At 67.5% G+C, this 15,489-nt stretch carries 13 protein-coding genes; 10 read left to right on the top strand and 3 right to left on the bottom strand.

What is annotated here, in order from left to right:
• Window positions 1-403 precede the first annotated feature (403 nt).
• The 3 genes from ACZ7KI_RS34745 to pdxR all read left to right on the top strand — a co-directional run bounded on the left by ACZ7KI_RS34745 (window position 404) and on the right by pdxR (window position 6,710).
• The gene (locus ACZ7KI_RS34745) at window positions 404-1,510 is read left to right on the top strand and encodes an acyltransferase family protein (protein WP_470277259.1); all 1,107 of its coding nucleotides are present in this window, start codon (window positions 404-406) and stop codon (window positions 1,508-1,510) included.
• A gap of 142 nt (window positions 1,511-1,652) precedes the next feature.
• Window positions 1,653-5,261 (top strand): methionine synthase, encoded by a 3,609-nt coding sequence (gene metH / locus ACZ7KI_RS34740; protein WP_470277258.1) that lies wholly within the window; start codon window positions 1,653-1,655, stop codon window positions 5,259-5,261.
• A gap of 12 nt (window positions 5,262-5,273) precedes the next feature.
• Window positions 5,274-6,710, top strand: coding sequence for a MocR-like pyridoxine biosynthesis transcription factor PdxR (gene pdxR, locus ACZ7KI_RS34735; protein WP_470277257.1), 1,437 nt, complete (start codon window positions 5,274-5,276; stop codon window positions 6,708-6,710).
• Between the two features lie 54 nt (window positions 6,711-6,764).
• Here the strand turns inward: pdxR and ACZ7KI_RS34730 are convergent, their stop codons facing one another.
• Entirely contained in the window at window positions 6,765-7,493 is a 729-nt protein-coding gene (locus ACZ7KI_RS34730; RefSeq protein ID WP_470277256.1) for an alpha/beta fold hydrolase, read from the bottom strand.
• A 48-nt stretch (window positions 7,494-7,541) separates the two neighbouring features.
• Between ACZ7KI_RS34730 and ACZ7KI_RS34725 the strand changes: the two genes are divergently transcribed.
• Window positions 7,542-8,798 (top strand): cytochrome P450, encoded by a 1,257-nt coding sequence (locus ACZ7KI_RS34725; protein ID WP_470277255.1) that lies wholly within the window; start codon window positions 7,542-7,544, stop codon window positions 8,796-8,798.
• Window positions 8,799-8,846: 48 nt separating this feature from the next.
• On the opposite strand, the gene ACZ7KI_RS34720 is transcribed toward ACZ7KI_RS34725, so the two are convergent.
• Window positions 8,847-10,304 (bottom strand): MFS transporter, encoded by a 1,458-nt coding sequence (locus ACZ7KI_RS34720; protein WP_470277254.1) that lies wholly within the window; start codon window positions 10,302-10,304, stop codon window positions 8,847-8,849.
• Between the two features lie 86 nt (window positions 10,305-10,390).
• Between ACZ7KI_RS34720 and ACZ7KI_RS34715 the strand changes: the two genes are divergently transcribed.
• Entirely contained in the window at window positions 10,391-10,777 is a 387-nt protein-coding gene (locus ACZ7KI_RS34715) for a MarR family winged helix-turn-helix transcriptional regulator (RefSeq protein ID WP_470277253.1), read from the top strand.
• 345 nt (window positions 10,778-11,122) lie between these two features.
• Here the strand turns inward: ACZ7KI_RS34715 and ACZ7KI_RS34710 are convergent, their stop codons facing one another.
• Window positions 11,123-11,272, bottom strand: coding sequence for a hypothetical protein (locus ACZ7KI_RS34710; RefSeq protein WP_470277252.1), 150 nt, complete (start codon window positions 11,270-11,272; stop codon window positions 11,123-11,125).
• Between the two features lie 309 nt (window positions 11,273-11,581).
• On the opposite strand from ACZ7KI_RS34710, the gene ACZ7KI_RS34705 reads away from it, so the two are divergent.
• The 5 genes from ACZ7KI_RS34705 (at window position 11,582) to ACZ7KI_RS34685 (ending at window position 15,338) form a co-directional block, all read left to right on the top strand.
• Entirely contained in the window at window positions 11,582-12,010 is a 429-nt protein-coding gene (locus ACZ7KI_RS34705) for a hypothetical protein (RefSeq protein ID WP_470277251.1), read from the top strand.
• On the top strand, window positions 12,004-12,219 hold the full coding sequence (locus ACZ7KI_RS34700) for a helix-turn-helix transcriptional regulator (protein WP_061984426.1): 216 nt from the start codon (window positions 12,004-12,006) through the stop codon (window positions 12,217-12,219). The genes ACZ7KI_RS34705 and ACZ7KI_RS34700 overlap by 7 nt, the downstream gene beginning before the upstream one ends.
• A 13-nt stretch (window positions 12,220-12,232) precedes the next feature.
• Window positions 12,233-13,195: an NAD(P)-dependent alcohol dehydrogenase gene (locus tag ACZ7KI_RS34695; RefSeq protein ID WP_470277250.1), complete on the top strand. Its 963-nt coding sequence runs from the start codon at window positions 12,233-12,235 to the stop codon at window positions 13,193-13,195.
• A 97-nt stretch (window positions 13,196-13,292) separates the two neighbouring features.
• Window positions 13,293-14,831, top strand: coding sequence for an alkaline phosphatase D family protein (locus tag ACZ7KI_RS34690; RefSeq protein WP_470277249.1), 1,539 nt, complete (start codon window positions 13,293-13,295; stop codon window positions 14,829-14,831).
• Window positions 14,832-14,996: 165 nt separating this feature from the next.
• The gene (locus ACZ7KI_RS34685; protein ID WP_470277248.1) at window positions 14,997-15,338 is read left to right on the top strand and encodes a hypothetical protein; all 342 of its coding nucleotides are present in this window, start codon (window positions 14,997-14,999) and stop codon (window positions 15,336-15,338) included.
• The last annotated feature ends 151 nt before the right edge of the window (window positions 15,339-15,489 follow it).

The raw sequence follows: 15,489 nt of genomic DNA, 5'->3' as shown, positions 1-15,489 counted from the left end.
TCCTTGAGGGACTCTGGGTCCCTCAAGGAGTCCCTCACGGACCAGCGCTACCCAGCTCACCCGCCGTAGGTAACCAAAACACCGTTGGCCAGAACCCGAATCGCCACTCACGACCCCGGCCTCGCGAATTCAGGACCACGCCGTTGCCGAAATCCGGTAACGGCACCACCCGACGCTTCCGCTTGACGACCAGGGCACGCTTCCCGTCACATCAAGCCGTTCCCGCGAACTCGCTTTAGGCACATCGAGTGCCACGCATCCGGGTAGTTCGCAAATCTCCAACAGGCACGGTCGATCGACACCGACGAATCCATAGCCCCCTCACAGGTACCAGAAATTCACCCTTTAGAGTGGCGTGTCCTTGCCGGTCAGGCAGCCGGTGACGTTTCTGGGGGGTCCAGTGATGATGACTCATGAGAAGTATCTCGCCACAAAGAGATTTCCGGCCCTCGACGGGCTGCGGGCGATCGCCGCGCTTCTCGTGGTGGTGTTCCACTACGGAGGACCGTCCTGGGCCATGGCCAACGGGTGGATCGGCGTGCACCTGTTCTTCGTCCTGTCCGGCTTCCTGATCACCACACTGGCCCTCCGCGAAGAGGACCGAAACGGCAAGATCTCGCTCGCCGACTTCTATATTCGTCGCGCGTTCCGCATTCTCCCGGTGTATTTCGCCGTACTAGCCATCGTCGTGGTGTTCACGTACTTGCGTGGCCAGTACACCTCGAGCGGGCTTTCCAATGCGATGCCGTACTTCCTGACCTTCACGAACGAATTCGCGCAAAACGGAACATTCGGTCAGTCGTGGACGCTGGGGGTCGAGCAGAAGTTTTACCTCGTGTGGCCGTTCCTGGCCTTCGGCATCGCCGCGCTGAGCTTCCCGAAACGACTGGGCCTGGCGATCGGTCTGATCGCGCTGATGATCGCCCTGATCCCGGTGATGCCGTACGCCGGCGCCTACTCGCCCATCCTCATCGGTTGCGCGCTCGCCATCGGCCTCCACTACCGCAAGGGTTTCGCGATCCTCCGCGTCTTCACGCACCCCATCGCCAGCTTCTTGCTGCTGGCGGCACTCGTCGTACTCCAGACGCACGTCACGGACGTCGAAGCCTTCCTCCAGGACGGCGGCACGGTCGGCGGCACCACCTACGCCGTACTGGTCGCCTTGTTCATCATCTCGCTGATTCCGCGCGGCCCGATCGCCTGGCTGTTCTCGACACCGCCGATGCGTTTCATCGGCGAACGGTCGTACTCGGTGTATCTCCTGCAAGGGGTCGCCGCGTCGGTGGTCACGCTGTCGATTCCCCAGCTGGGCGTCCACCGGACACTGACCGCGCTCGCCGTGACCGTCGTCGCCCTCATCGTTTCCGACGTTCTCTACCGCTGGGTCGAGGTGCCGATGATCGACGTCGGCCGCAAGGTGGTCGCCTGGCGCAAGACCCGCGGCCGCGGCGAGCCGGAGCCGTCGAATCCCACACTCCGGGAAGCCGAACCCGTTCTGGCCAGCGGCTGAGCAATTCCCGCGGAGCGCCCTTGTGTGGGTCCGGTAAGCTCGTCGCCAAGGTCGAGAGGCGCTGCAACGGACCACGGGTCCGCCACGCTCGGCCCCGGACTTCATCGCAAGGGCGCCTCCCACCACATGGGAGGAGCGCTGGATGGAAACGACCGCCTTGCGAAAGCTGCTGGATGAGCGCATCGTCGTGCTCGACGGCGCGTGGGGGTCGATGCTCCAGTCAGCCGGGCTCAAGCCGGAGGACTACCGCACCGAGCGGTTCCAGGATCACCCCCGCGACATCACCGGCGACCCCGATCTGCTGAACATCACCAGGCCGGAGGTCGTGCGCGACATCCACCGCCAGTATCTCGAGGCCGGCGCGGACATCACGACGACGAACACGTTCACCGCCACCACGATCGGCCAGGCGGATTACGGGCTCGAGGATCTCGCGTACGAGATGAACCTCCGCGGCGCCCAGATCGCACGTGAGGCCGCGGACGCGGCGGGCGGGAAGTTCGTCGCCGGGTCGGTCGGGCCGCTGAACGTCACGTTGTCGCTGTCGCCCAAGGTCGAGGATCCCGCGTTCCGCGCGGTGACCTTCGACGAGGTGTACGCCGCGTATGCCGACCAGATCAAGGCGCTCGCCGAGGGCGGCGTCGATCTGCTGCTGATCGAGACGATCTTCGACACGCTCAACTGCAAGGCCGCGATCTCCGCCGCGCGCGACGTCGCGCCGCATCTGCCGCTGTGGATCTCGGTCACGATCGTCGACCTGAGCGGGCGGACGCTGTCCGGGCAGACGGTCGAGGCGTTCTGGAGTTCCATCGAGCACGCGGAACCGTTGCTGGTCGGCGTCAACTGTTCGCTCGGCGCCGAGGAAATGCGCCCGCACATCGCCGAACTGTCCCGACTGGCGGGGACCTACACCGCTTGTCACCCCAACGCCGGGCTGCCGAACGCCTTCGGTGGCTACGACCAGACGCCCGAGGAAACCGGCGGGCTGCTCGGTGACTTCGCCACGGCCGGGATGGTCAACGTCGTCGGCGGCTGCTGCGGCACGACTCCCGCGCACATCAAGGAGATCGCCGACGCCGTACGCGGGATGGCGCCGCGGGTCGTCCCCGAGCCGCGGCCGAGTACCCGGTTCAGCGGGCTCGAGCCGTTCGAAATCGGCAAGGACACCGGGTTCGTCATGATCGGCGAGCGGACCAACGTCACCGGATCCGCCAAGTTCCGCAAGCTGATCGAGGCCGACGATCACCAGGCCGCCGTCGACGTCGCGCTGGAGCAGGTCCGAGGCGGGGCGAACCTGCTGGACGTCAACATGGACGCCGACCTGCTCGACAGCGAAAAGGCGATGACCACGTTCCTCAACCTCATCGCCACCGAACCCGAGGTCGCCCGGCTGCCGATCATGATCGACAGCTCGCGCTGGACGGTGCTCGAAGCCGGGCTGAAGTGCGTGCAGGGCAAGGGTGTCGTCAACTCCATCAGCCTCAAGGAAGGCGAGGAGCAGTTCCTCCAGCAGGCCCGGCGCATCCGCGATTACGGCGCGGGCGTGGTCGTGATGGCCTTCGACGAACAGGGCCAGGCCGACACCGCCGACCGCAAGGTCGAGATCTGCGGACGTGCCTACGACCTTCTGACGCAGAAGGCCGGTTTCGTCGCCGAGGACATCATCTTCGACCCGAACGTGCTCGCGGTCGCGACCGGTATCTCCGAGCACAACGGGTACGCCAAGGCGTTCATCGACGCGTTGCCCCGGATCAAGGAACGCTGCCCCGGCGTGCGCATCAGCGGCGGTATCTCGAACCTCTCGTTCTCCTTCCGCGGCAACAACGTCGTACGCGAGGCGATGCACTCGGCCTTCCTCCTGTACGCGGTGCGCGCGGGACTGGACATGGGCATCGTCAACGCCGGGCAGCTGGCGGTCTACGAGGACATCCCGAAGGATCTGCTGGAACTGGTCGAGGACGTCCTCTTCGACCGCCGCGAGGACGCCACCGACAGGCTGGTCACGTTCGCGGAAACGGTCAACGGCAAGGGAACCCAGCGCGTCGTCGACCTTTCCTGGCGTGAGAAGCCGGTCGCGGAGCGGCTCAGCCACGCGCTGGTGCACGGGATCGTCGACTTCATCGAGGAGGACACCGAGGAGGCGCGGCAACTGCTGCCGAAGCCGCTCGAGGTCATCGAAGGTCCCTTGATGGACGGCATGAAGATCGTCGGGGACCTGTTCGGTTCCGGCAAGATGTTCCTGCCGCAGGTGGTCAAGAGCGCTCGCGTGATGAAACGGTCGGTGGCCTACCTCGAACCGTTCATGGAGGCCGAGAAGGAGAAGGCTCGCCTCGAAGGCCGGGTCGAAACCCGCCAGGGCAACGGAAAGGTCGTCTTGGCGACGGTCAAGGGCGACGTGCACGACATCGGCAAGAACATCGTCGGCGTGGTACTCGGCTGCAACAACTACGAGGTGATCGACCTCGGCGTGATGGTCCAGGCGTCGGTCATCCTGGACACCGCCGTCGCCGAGGGCGCCGACGCCATCGGGCTTTCCGGCCTGATCACGCCGTCGCTCGACGAGATGGTCAACGTCGCCACCGAAATGCAGCGGCGCGGGCTGAAACTGCCGCTGCTGATCGGCGGCGCGACCACGTCACGCCAGCACACCGCGGTCCGCATCGCGCCCGCGTACGAAAGCACGACGGTGCACGTCCTGGACGCCTCGCGCGTCGTGGGCGTCGTCGGCGACCTGCTCGACGCGGACCGCGCCGAGATCCTCGACAAGAACAACCGCGTCGACCAGGAAAAGCTGCGGGAGCAGCACGCCAACAAGCAGCGGACCCCGTTGCTCACGGTCGAGCAGGCCAGGGCCAACCCGGAGAAGGTCTCGTTCGACGAGGTCCCGACGCCCACGTTCACCGGCGTCCGGTACGTCTCGCCGACGCTCACCGAGCTGCGCGAGATGGTCGACTGGACCTTCCTGTTCCTGGCGTGGGAGCTGAAGGGCAAGTACCCGGCGATCCTCGAGAACCCGGTGGCGCGGGAGCTGTTCGACGACGCGAACACCCTGATGGACCAGATCATCGCCGAGGAGCGGTTCCAGGCCAAGGGCGCGTACGCGTTCTGGCCCGCGCATTCCGAAGGCGACGACATCGTCCTCGAATCGGGAGTCAAGTTCCCGATGCTGCGCCAGCAGACGAAGAAGCCGCTGTCCCGGCCGAACCGCTGCCTTGCGGACTACATCGCTCCGGCGGGCGCGGGTGACCACCTCGGTGGTTTCGCGGTCACCATCCTCGGTGCGGAAGACTTCGCCGCCGAGTTCGAGGCGAAGCAGGACGACTACCGCGCCATCATGGTGAAGGCGCTCGCGGACCGGCTCGCCGAGGCGTTCGCCGAGCACATCCACCTCCAGGCGCGGCGGGACTGGTTCGAGCCGGACGCCCAGCCGAAACTGGAGGACCTGCACGCCGAGAAGTTCCGCGGCATCCGCCCCGCGCTCGGCTACCCGGCGAGCCCGGACCACAGCGAGAAGCAGGAGCTGTTCGACCTGCTCGACTCCGACCGTCTCGGGATGTCGCTGACCGAGTCGTTCGCGATGACGCCGGCGGCGAGCGTCAGCGGGCTGATCTTCGCCCACCCCGATTCGCGGTACTTCACCGTCGGACGGCTGGGCAAGGACCAGGTCGAGGACTACGCCGCCCGCCGGGGCCTCGAACTGTCCACTATGGAGCAATGGCTGCGCCCGAACCTCGCCTACGAGCCCGAATGACACAATGATCGGGTGACTGCCGAGGGCTCGGACTTCCTGCAGCTGGACATCGGGGACGCACCACCGGGGCGCCGGTCGGACTGGCTGGCGTCGCGGCTGCGGCACGCCATCTCCGACGGTCGCCTGCCGGTCGGCAGCAGGCTGCCCGCGACCCGGACACTGGCCGCGGACCTGCGGGTTTCCCGCGGCGTGGTCACCGAGGCCTACCAGCGGCTGGTCGAGGACGGGCACGTCGCCGGACGCGGCCGGGCTGGCACGGTCGTCGTCGCCGCGCCAGCGCGGACGAAGGAACAAGCGACGCCCGGGCCGCCGTCGGCAGGGACGATCTTCCAGCCGGCGCCGGGGATCGGCGTCTTCGACTCGCTGCGGTCGACCCCGGCGAGGATCGACCTGTCCCCCGGCGTACCGGATCTGACGGCGTTCCCGAGGACGGCTTGGCTGCGCGCGGAACGCACCGTGCTCAACGACCTTTCGGCGGCCGCCTTCGGCTACGGCGATCCGCGGGGCGCGCCCGCGCTGCGGCTGGCCATCGCACATTGGATCGCACGCACCCGAGGCATCACCGCGGACGCCGACGACGTCCTGATCGTCGCCGGGGTCGCGCAAGGCCTCGGACTGCTGGCGCAGGTGCTGTGCGACAACGGGATCTCCGAGATCGCCGTCGAGGACCCGAGTTCGCTGGGTGCCCGGCAGCATCTGCACGACCGGCGGCTGGCGACCCCGCCGATCCGGGTCGACGACGAGGGGATCGACGTCGGCGAGCTCGTCCGCAGCGGTGCGCCCGCCGTACTGCTGACACCCGCGCACCAGTTCCCGACGGGCGTCGTGCTCGGCGGCGAACGACGGCGGGAGCTCATGCGCTGGGCCGCGGACGGCGGGCTGATCATCGAGGACGACTACGACGCCGAGCACCGCTACGACCGCCCGCCGGTTCCCGCGCTGCGCTCGATGCTCGCCGAACAGGTCTGTTACGCGGGCAGCGTGTCGAAGTGGCTCGCGCCCGCGCTCCGCGTGGGCTGGATGCTGGTCCCGCCGCGCTACCGGGACGAGGTGGTCGCGGCCAAACGGTTCGCCGATCTGGGCAACGCCGTCCTCCCGCAGCTGGTGCTCGCGCATCTCATGGAATCCGGCGAGATGGAGCGGCAACTGCGGTTCGTGCGCAAACGGCACCGGAGGCGGCGGGACGCGATGATCGACGCGCTCCGGACGCATCTCCCGGACGCCGTGGTGCACGGCGCGGCCGCCGGCCTGCACCTGACGATCACTTTCGACGCCGACTTCTCCGACCTCGACTTCGCCGCCGCCGCGCTGGAGCAGGGCGTGAAGGTGCAGCCGCTGTCCTGGCACTGTCAGCGGCCGATGAATCCGGGGCTCGTCCTCGGTTATGGGGCGAGCCCGGCGAGCGACATCGCCGAAGGCATCGCCGTCTTGGGCCGCATCCGGCGCTAGGGACCCCCGCGTTTCGTCCTCTGAATGCGGTGGTTCGTCGTCGAACTACCGCGTTCAGAGGACGAATTGCCGGAGGAAGGCCAGCAGCACGGCCGGGTCTTCGACGTGGGCGTTGTGGCCCAGCCCGGGAAGCTCGGCGGCAGCCTGGCTGAGCGCGCGAAGCTGGTCGATACTGCTCATCGGGTCGTGTGTCCCGGCGGCGAGGGCGACCGGGCAGCGCGCCGCGCCGAGCAGACCGGGCATGTCGGGCGCGCCGACGGCGAACGCGCGAGGGTCCAGGGTCAGCCGCCACCCGCCTTCGGTTTCGACGACGCCGTCGGGATCCGCTTCGGCGAGCCCGGTCAGTCCGGCGATCTTGAGAAACGCTCGTTCGGCGTCCTCACGGGTCAGGAACACCCTGGGCGGTTTCGCCGCCATGTCGGCGGCCTTGGCGAGGTCGGACTCGCTCCATTCGACCTTGACCCCGATCGCGAGCAGCCCGTCGATCCGGAGCCCGAACCAGCCACTGGCCAGCGCGAGCCCGACCACTCCGCCCAGGGAGTGACCGATCACCAACAGCGGACCGCGTTCCGGTAGCGCGTCGGCGACCGCCCCGGCGAGGCTTCCGAAGGAATAGTGCGCCAACCGCGGTGAGGCGCCGTGCCCCGGCAGATCGGGTGCCAGCCAGCGGTAGCCGGGCTGCAGCATCAGGCCGTCCCACACCGCGCCCGTCGCGCCGAGGCCGTGCAGCAGCAGAACAGCGGGGCCGTCGGTTCCGGCGGTGCGCATCTTCAGTGTCTCCACCACACCGATCTTTCCCCAGCCACCCGTCCGCGAGCTAGTCTCGGGGCCGTGATCACCGATCCGGACACCTACACCCGGAGCGTTCCGTACGAGCACCTCGCGTCGCTGCGCCGGGAGTCACCGGTGGTGCGCGTGGACGATTTCTGGGCCGTACTGCGGCATTCGGACGTCAAATACGTGCTGAGGAACCCACAACTGTTCTCCTCGCACCTCGGCGGGACACAGATCCGGGATCCGGCGACCGGACAGGACCTCGATTACGTCCGCCGGATGATGCTGAACATGGATCCGCCGGAGCACGCCCGGCTGCGTGGCCTGCTCACCAAGGCGTTCACCCCGCGCGCGGTCGGCAGGCTGACCGAGCGTATCCACGGCTGGGCGAGGGAGTTGATCACCGCGGTCGCCGCGGACGGCCGATGCGATTTTGCCGCCGTCGCGGCCGATCTCCCGCTGCTGACGCTCGCCGAGGTCTTCGGGATCCCCGAACAGGACCGGCGGCTGATGTACGACTGGAGCAATCGCGTGATCGGCTACCAGGACGCCGACTACGCGGTGAGTGCGACCGTCGAAGCGGACCAGGTCACCGATCTCGCGCGGGCGGCGCTGGCCGTGCGGCCGGTTCCGGGGCCGGACGGCGCGATGCCCGATCCGCGCACCCGCGCCGGGATGCCGGATCTCTACGCCTACGCCACCGCGCTCGGCGAGTACAAACGGCGGCACCCCGGCGACGACGTGATGAGCAATCTGATGAGCCACGTCGACGACGGCGGGCGGGTGTCGATCGCGGAGTTCGAGAACTTGTTCTGGCTCTTTTCCGTGGCGGGCAACGAAACGCTGCGCAACGGCATTCCCGGCGGGATGCTGGCGCTGCTGTCGCATCCGGAGCAGTACCGGAGGCTGCTGGCCGACCGATCGCTGCTTCCCGGTGCGGTGGAAGAGATGTTGCGCTGGTGGACGCCGGTCATGCACTTTCGCCGGACCGCGACCGAAGACGTCCGGCTGTCCGATGTGGACATCCGGGCGGGAGACAAGGTCGTCGTCTGGTTCTCCGCCGCGAACCGCGACGAGTCCGTTTTCGAGGACCCGGACCGCTTCGACATCGGCCGTACGCCCAACGACCATCTGACCTTCGGGCACGGCCCGCATTTCTGCCTCGGCGCCCAGCTCGCCAGGGTGCAACTGCGGGCGATGTTCGAAGCGGTACTGGACCTGCTCGGCGAGGTGGAGCTCGCCGGTACTCCGGTGCGGTTGCGGTCGAACTTCCAGAACGGGCTGAAGTCCTTGCCGATCCGCTGGCAGCGATGAGCCCCTTCCCGCACCCCCGAGGGCGGGAAGGGGCCGATCACCCCTCGATCATTCGGCCGCGGCGAACTCCGGCTCGGCGACGGCGGAGCGGGCTTCGGCCTTGCGCAGGCCGATGACTCCGGACAGCGCGACCAGGACGCTGATCACGGCGATGCCGGTGACGACGGTCAGCGCGGGCGCCAAACCGTTCAGCAGTGCGGCGGGACCGGTGGCGCCACCGGCGTTCCCGGTCAGGACCGCGGTCACCACGGCGAGGCCGATCGCGCCGCCGACCTGGATCGACGTGTTCAGCAGACCGCCGGCGAGACCCTGCTCGTCATCGGAGATGCCGTTGGTCGCCTGGATGTTCAGCGAGGAGAACGCCAGCATGAAGCCGATACCCAGCAGGATCATGCTCGGCAGCACCGAACCGGCGTAGCTGGAGCTCTCGTCGATCCGCAGGAACAGCGCGTAGCCGATGACGTGGGCGACGACGCCGGCGAGGATGGTGCGCGGCGTGCCGAGCCGGTCGATCAGCGGCTCGATCCTTGGTGAACCGAAGGCCACGATCAGCGCGGCAGGCAGGAAGCCGAGCGCGGTCTGCAGCGCGGACCAGCCCAGGACGTTCTGCAGGTACAGCATGACGACGAACTGGAAACCGATGTAGGCGCCGAAGAACGTCGCGCCGCCGAGGTTGGCGCGGGCCAGCGGGCCCGAGCGCAGGATGCCGAGGCGGAGCAGCGGGTGTTTGCTGCGCTTCTCGATGAACACGAAGGTGACCAGCAGAGCGAGCGCGAGGACGAACGAGATCAGCGTCCGCGGCGCGGCCCAGCCGATTTCCGGCGCCTCGACCACGGCGAAGACCAGCAGCAGCGAACCGGCGGCACCGGTGATCGCACCAGGGAAGTCATAGCCGCCACCGGTCTGCGGCTGGTAGGACGGGATCAGCTTGATCGCGGCGGCCAGCGCGGCGAGCGCGATCGGCACCGGAAGCAGGAACGTCCAGCGCCAGCCGACCTCGGTGAGCAGTCCGGAGAAGACGAGGCCCGCGGAGTAACCACTGGCACCGAACACGGCGAAGATGCTGATCGCGCGGTTACGGGCGGGGCCTTCGTGGAAGGTCGTGGTGATGATCGACAGGGCCGCCGGCGCGGTGAACGCGGCCGCGAGCCCCTTGATGAAGCGGGTGGCGATCAGCAGCGCGCCGTCGTCGACGAGGCCGCCCAGCAGGGAAGCGAGCGCGAAGACGGAGACGGCGACGAGGAAGACCCGGCGCCTGCCGAGCAGGTCGGCGGTGCGCCCGCCGAGGAGCAGCAGCCCGCCGTAGCCGAGCACGTAGGCGCTGATGATCCATTGCAAGGCACCGGTGGAGAGGCCGAGTTCGGCCTGGATGGACGGGAGGGCGACGGCGACCATCGACACGTCGAGCGCGTCGAGGCCCACGACGACGGACACAGTGAGCAGGACACCCCAGAGGCGCGCGTCCCACCTTGTCGAGCTGGTGGACAGCTGCACGGAAGAACTCATGACCCGTACACTACATGCACGCGCATCTAATGCAAGAGCATTTAATGACTTTGCATAAAATTCATGTGCATGCTATATTGGGCCCCGTGAGCGACGTCGCCGAGCAAGACCTGCTGCAGGAGTGGCACGCCCTGTCCGCGCGACATGCGGCGGTCTTCGGACTGCTCGAGTGCCGCCTCCAGGAGCGCCACGGCCTCGGCGTCACCGAGTTCGAAGCCCTCGAACGCCTGGCGAGCTGCGACGTCGGCAAATGCCGCGCGGCGGATCTGACCGAGGTCGTCCACCTGAGCCAGAGCGCCACGTCGCGGCTCGTCGCCCGCCTCGAACGGGAAGGGCTCGTCCAGCGCGCGCTCTGCGAGTCGGACCGGCGCGGGATCTTCGTCGTCGTGACCGACGAAGGACGCCGCCGCTACGAAGAGGCGAAGCCGACGCACCGGGCGACCCTCGAAGAGACCCTCGCCGTCGACGCCTGATCCCCACGAGTCCGTGAAGGCCTCCTTCCCTGCGCTCAAGGTCAGGGTGGCGGCAAAGTCGAGACCTTGCCATAGGTCCGGTTTCGGAGGAAGGCCGTGAGTGGCATTCGGGTGAGGACCACTCGTGTCCAGGCACCTATTCGGACGCCACGCGTGATCAGACAGAGGGCACGCGTGATTGAACGGAGAGCACGCGTGTCCAGCCGGACAACTCGCGACGGGACCTGCTGCTTCCGCCTGTCATCCATCCAGTCACACGTGCCCTCCGTCTGATCACACGCGCCATCCATCCAGCCACGCGAAACCACACACTCGGCCCAGGCCTTCACGGACCGTCCACTGTGGTCAGTCGCAGGCGAGTGCTTCGCGGACCGCCGGGACGATCTCGTTCCCCCAGCAGCCGAGCGCGGAGTCGGTGGTCGTGCCGTCGTCGACCGGAAAGTAGATGAACCCGCCCGCGGCGTGGTCCCGCACCGCTGAGGTGAGTTCCTCCACCCATTGCGCCACCGAACCGCCGACCCAGCGCCCGTCGTCGTCCCGCGTGGCGGCCAGCGGGTTTTCCGTTATCCGGCCGTGACGTTCGACTTCCTGCCGAGGACCACGCCCAGTGCCGCGTACGCGTCCAACCGCTCCGCGAAGTACGGGTGGTCGGACAGGCTGACCACGTCAAGCCCTCCAAGTTCGCAGTACGTACTATTCATATCACGAACTACTTGCCGGAGTCGAGGTAAAGAATATTTGACATGATGTCTAAATCTCTTTACTTTGAGCAGGTCAGCTCGACCCGAACCGAGAGAAGACGACGTGGCACTGGAAGAAAAACGCGCGTGGATCATGGCCGTGGTCACAGTCTTCGGCTACACCGCGTACCTGATCGTCGTCCTCAGCCGGGCGGGCTCCGGTCCGCTCGTCGACGTCCCCTACGTGGCGCCGTTGCTGTGGACGGTCGGGGCGGCCATCGTGGCCTCGATCGTGCTGCATATCGCCGCGTCGCTGTTCTCCCCGGCGGACGCGGGCCGCAAAGACCAGCGGGACCGCGAGATCGGCCGGTTCGGCGAGCACATCGGAGGATCGTTCGTCGTGGTCGGCGGCGTCGCGGCACTGGTCATGGCGATGGCCGAAGCAGACCACTTCTGGATCGCCAACGCCGTATACCTCGCCTTCGTCCTCTCCTCCCTGCTCGGTTCGATCGCGAAGATCGCCGCGTACCGCCGGGGATTCCAGACATGGTGAAACCGACCAAGGTCACGAACTCCATCCGCGCCCTGCGGTTCGCCACCGGCGAGATGACGCAGGCTGAACTCGCGGACCGGATCGGCGTCACCCGCCAGACGGTCATCGCCATCGAACAGGGCCGCTACTCGCCGTCCCTGGAGATGGCCTTCCAGATCGCCAGGGTGTTCGGCGTCGGGCTCGACGACGTTTTCCAGTACCCAGACTAAGAAAGAGGCCGCCGTGAAGGCGATCGTCCAGAACGAGTACGGCACGACAGATGTCTTGGCACTGACCGACCTTCCGGAACCCGAAGCCGGACCGGACGGCGTGGTCGTCCGAGTGTGCGCGGCAGGCGTCGATCCCGGCGTCTGGCACCTCATGACAGGAACGCCGTACCTCGTGCGGCTGATGGGATTCGGGATCCGCAGACCGAAAGCGCGTGTCCGTGGGCTGGACTTCGCCGGGATCGTGCACGCGGTCGGCGAGAACGTCACCGCGTTCCGGCCTGGCGACGAGGTTTTCGGCACCTGCCAAGGTTCCTTCGCGGAGTACGCACTGACCACAGTGGACAAGATCGCCCGCAAACCCGAGCGGCTCGGTTTCGAAGAGGCCGCGGCCGTCCCGATTTCCGCGTTCACCGCACTCCAGGCACTTCGCGACAGAGGTGGCGTCCAGCCCCGGCAGAAGGTCCTCGTCATCGGCGCGGGCGGCGGCGTGGGCACGTACGCCGTGCAGATCGCCAAGGCGTTCGGCGCGGAGGTGGACGGCGTATGCGGCACCGGCAAGGTGGACCTGGTCCGCTCACTCGGCGCGGACACCGTCTTCGACTACACCCGCGAAGACATCACCGGGAGCTACGACCTCATCCTCGACACCGCCGGGAATCGGCCATTGAGATCGCTGAGGAAATCCCTTACCCCGCGCGGAACCCTCGTGATCGTCGGCGGTGAAGGCGAGGGGAAATGGATCGGACCGATCGGTCGTAACCTGCGAGCGCTGCTCATCGGCCCGTTCGTGAAGCACCGGCTCCGCGGCCTGTTCTCCACGGAGAATCACGACGATCTCGAAGCGCTGCGTGCGCTCATCGAGGAAGAGAAACTGACCCCGGTCATCGATCGGACATACCCACTCGTCGACGTTCCCGAAGCCATCCGCTACGTGAGCGAAGGCCATGCGCGCGGCAAGGTCGTCATCACCGTCTGAACTCGGCTGACAAGAGTTCGCCCGCGTGTTCACCCCCGGACATCTCGGGGGTGTTCGGTGTCGGAGAGCGATCCACCGAACGCCGAGGAGACCACCGATGTCCGTCAACCGCCGGGACCTGTTGCGAGGCGCCGCCACCGCCGGTGCGCTGGGGCTGGCCTGGCCGTTGAGCTCGCGGATGACCGTCGCGCAGGCGGAGGAGGCCGCCACGCGACTGGGCGCGAGCTGGGACGAGGCGCCCTTCACCCTGGGCGTCGCGTCCGGCGACCCGGTCCCGCACGGCATCGCGCTCTGGACGAGGATCGCGCCGAAACCGATGGAGTTCGAGCAGCCGCTGGACGACACCGTCGAGGTCGGCTGGGAGCTCGCCACCGACCGCGGTTTCCGCCGCCGGGTGGCGGGCGGGACCGTGGCGGCCACCGCCGGGCTCGGGCACAGCGTGCACGTCCCGGTGTCCGGGCTGGAGCCCGGTTCGCAGTACTACTACCGCTTCCACGCGCTCGGCAAGGTCAGCCGGATCGGCCGGACCCGGACCGCCCCGGTCGGGCCGGTCCGGCGGGTGCGGTTCGCGTCGGCGAACTGCCAGGCCTTCCACGACGGCTTCTACGCGGCGCACGCCGGGATCGCGCGGGAGGACCTCGACTTCGTCGTCCACCTCGGTGACTACATCTACGAGCACGGCCAGGTCGGCGGGAACCCGCTGCGCGATCACGAAGGCCCCGAGGTGCTGACCCTGCCGTCGTACCGGCGGCGGCACGCGCTCTACAAATCCGACCCCTCGCTGCGGGACGCCCACGCGGCCCACCCGTGGTTCATCACCTGGGACGATCACGAGGTGGTCAACGACTACAGCGGCACCACCCCGTCGCTGCGGGCGCGGCGGTCGGCGGCGTACCAGGCCTGGTTCGAGCATATGCCGGTGCGGCCGGACCACCCCTCGACGCCGAGGATCCACCGGCAGCGCCGCTGGGGCGACCTGCTCGATCTGTCCATTTTGGACCTCCGGCAGTACCGGTCGGCACAGAACCTGCCCGACGGCACGATCCTCGGCGCGGACCAGAAAGCGTGGCTCAAGGACCAGGTGACCGGGGCCGGCGAAGCGTGGCATTGCTGGGTGAACTCGATCATGCTGAGCCAGCTGGCGAAGCCGGACGGCGGCGGCTACATGTTCACCGACCAATGGGACGGCTTTCTCGCCGAACGCGAGGAGGTGCTGACCCATGTGGCCCAAAGCGGTCTCGAAGACCTCGTGGTGATCACCGGCGACTGGCATTCCGCGTTCGTCGACGACATCCGCCCGGACTTCGCGGACCCGGCCACCCCGGTGATCGGGACCGAGTTCACCGCGCATTCGGTCTCCTCCGGCGCATACTCCCCCGAATGGAACGCCACGAACGGGCCGAAGATGGGCGCGGCGAACCCGCACCTCAAGTACTTCGAGGGAAACCGGTACGGCTATGACGTCTACGAGGTCACCCCGCGCCGCTGGAGTACCCACATGCGGGTGATCGGCGACCGGCGCGACCCGCGTTCGCCGGTGAGCACCCTGACCACGTTCCACGTCGACCGCGGCAGGCCGGGGTCCTATGAGGACCGGGCGACGATCACTTCTCCGGCGCAATACCGGCGTCGCTAGGCCGAAAGGGTAGGTAACGAACTCAGAAGGGGGTCGGGGGACGCTCTTTTGGAGCAGCGCGGTTCACCGCACGCGTTCTCGTTTCACCTGCACGATGAATTCACGACAATTCTTCCGTGCGGCTAATCTGAGCTTTCCATTGGGAACGATCCCCGGGAGAAAGCAATGAAGAAGAAAATCGCCGCTTTAGTCTTGGCCGCCTTTTCGGCGGCCGGATTCCTGGCCGCGGCACCGGCCTCCGCGGCGACCGACAGCCAGTTCCCGCCCTACGGCTGTGACAGCGGTCGCTATGGACTCGTCTTCGGCGAGGGTATTTCCACGACCTGCTTTTCCCTGCCCCACCCGTCGCAGACCTACCGGGTGGTCGCGCACTGCGCGTCGGGATCGTCCTATTGGTACACCGTGGGACACTGGGTTCCGCTCGGCTTCGGCCCGTCGAGCGCGGAATGTCGCGGCGGACTTTTTTCGAGCGCCTACGTCGCCGGATATCACGTAGACGATTACTAATATTTCAATGAAACGATGTTGATCTTTCCCAGCGTCCGCCGGTCCAGCCGATAAGCGCCTTGGGGGGGGGGGGGGGGGGGGGGGGGGGGGGGGGGGGAAAAAAAAAAAACCCCCCCCCAAAAGAGTGGGGGGGAAGGAGGTTAGGCGATTT

The sequence above is a fragment of the Amycolatopsis sp. NPDC039088 genome (assembly GCF_055598845.1).
Note: the sequence above shows the minus strand (reverse complement) of the source record. Positions and strands in the feature narration are given on the sequence as shown.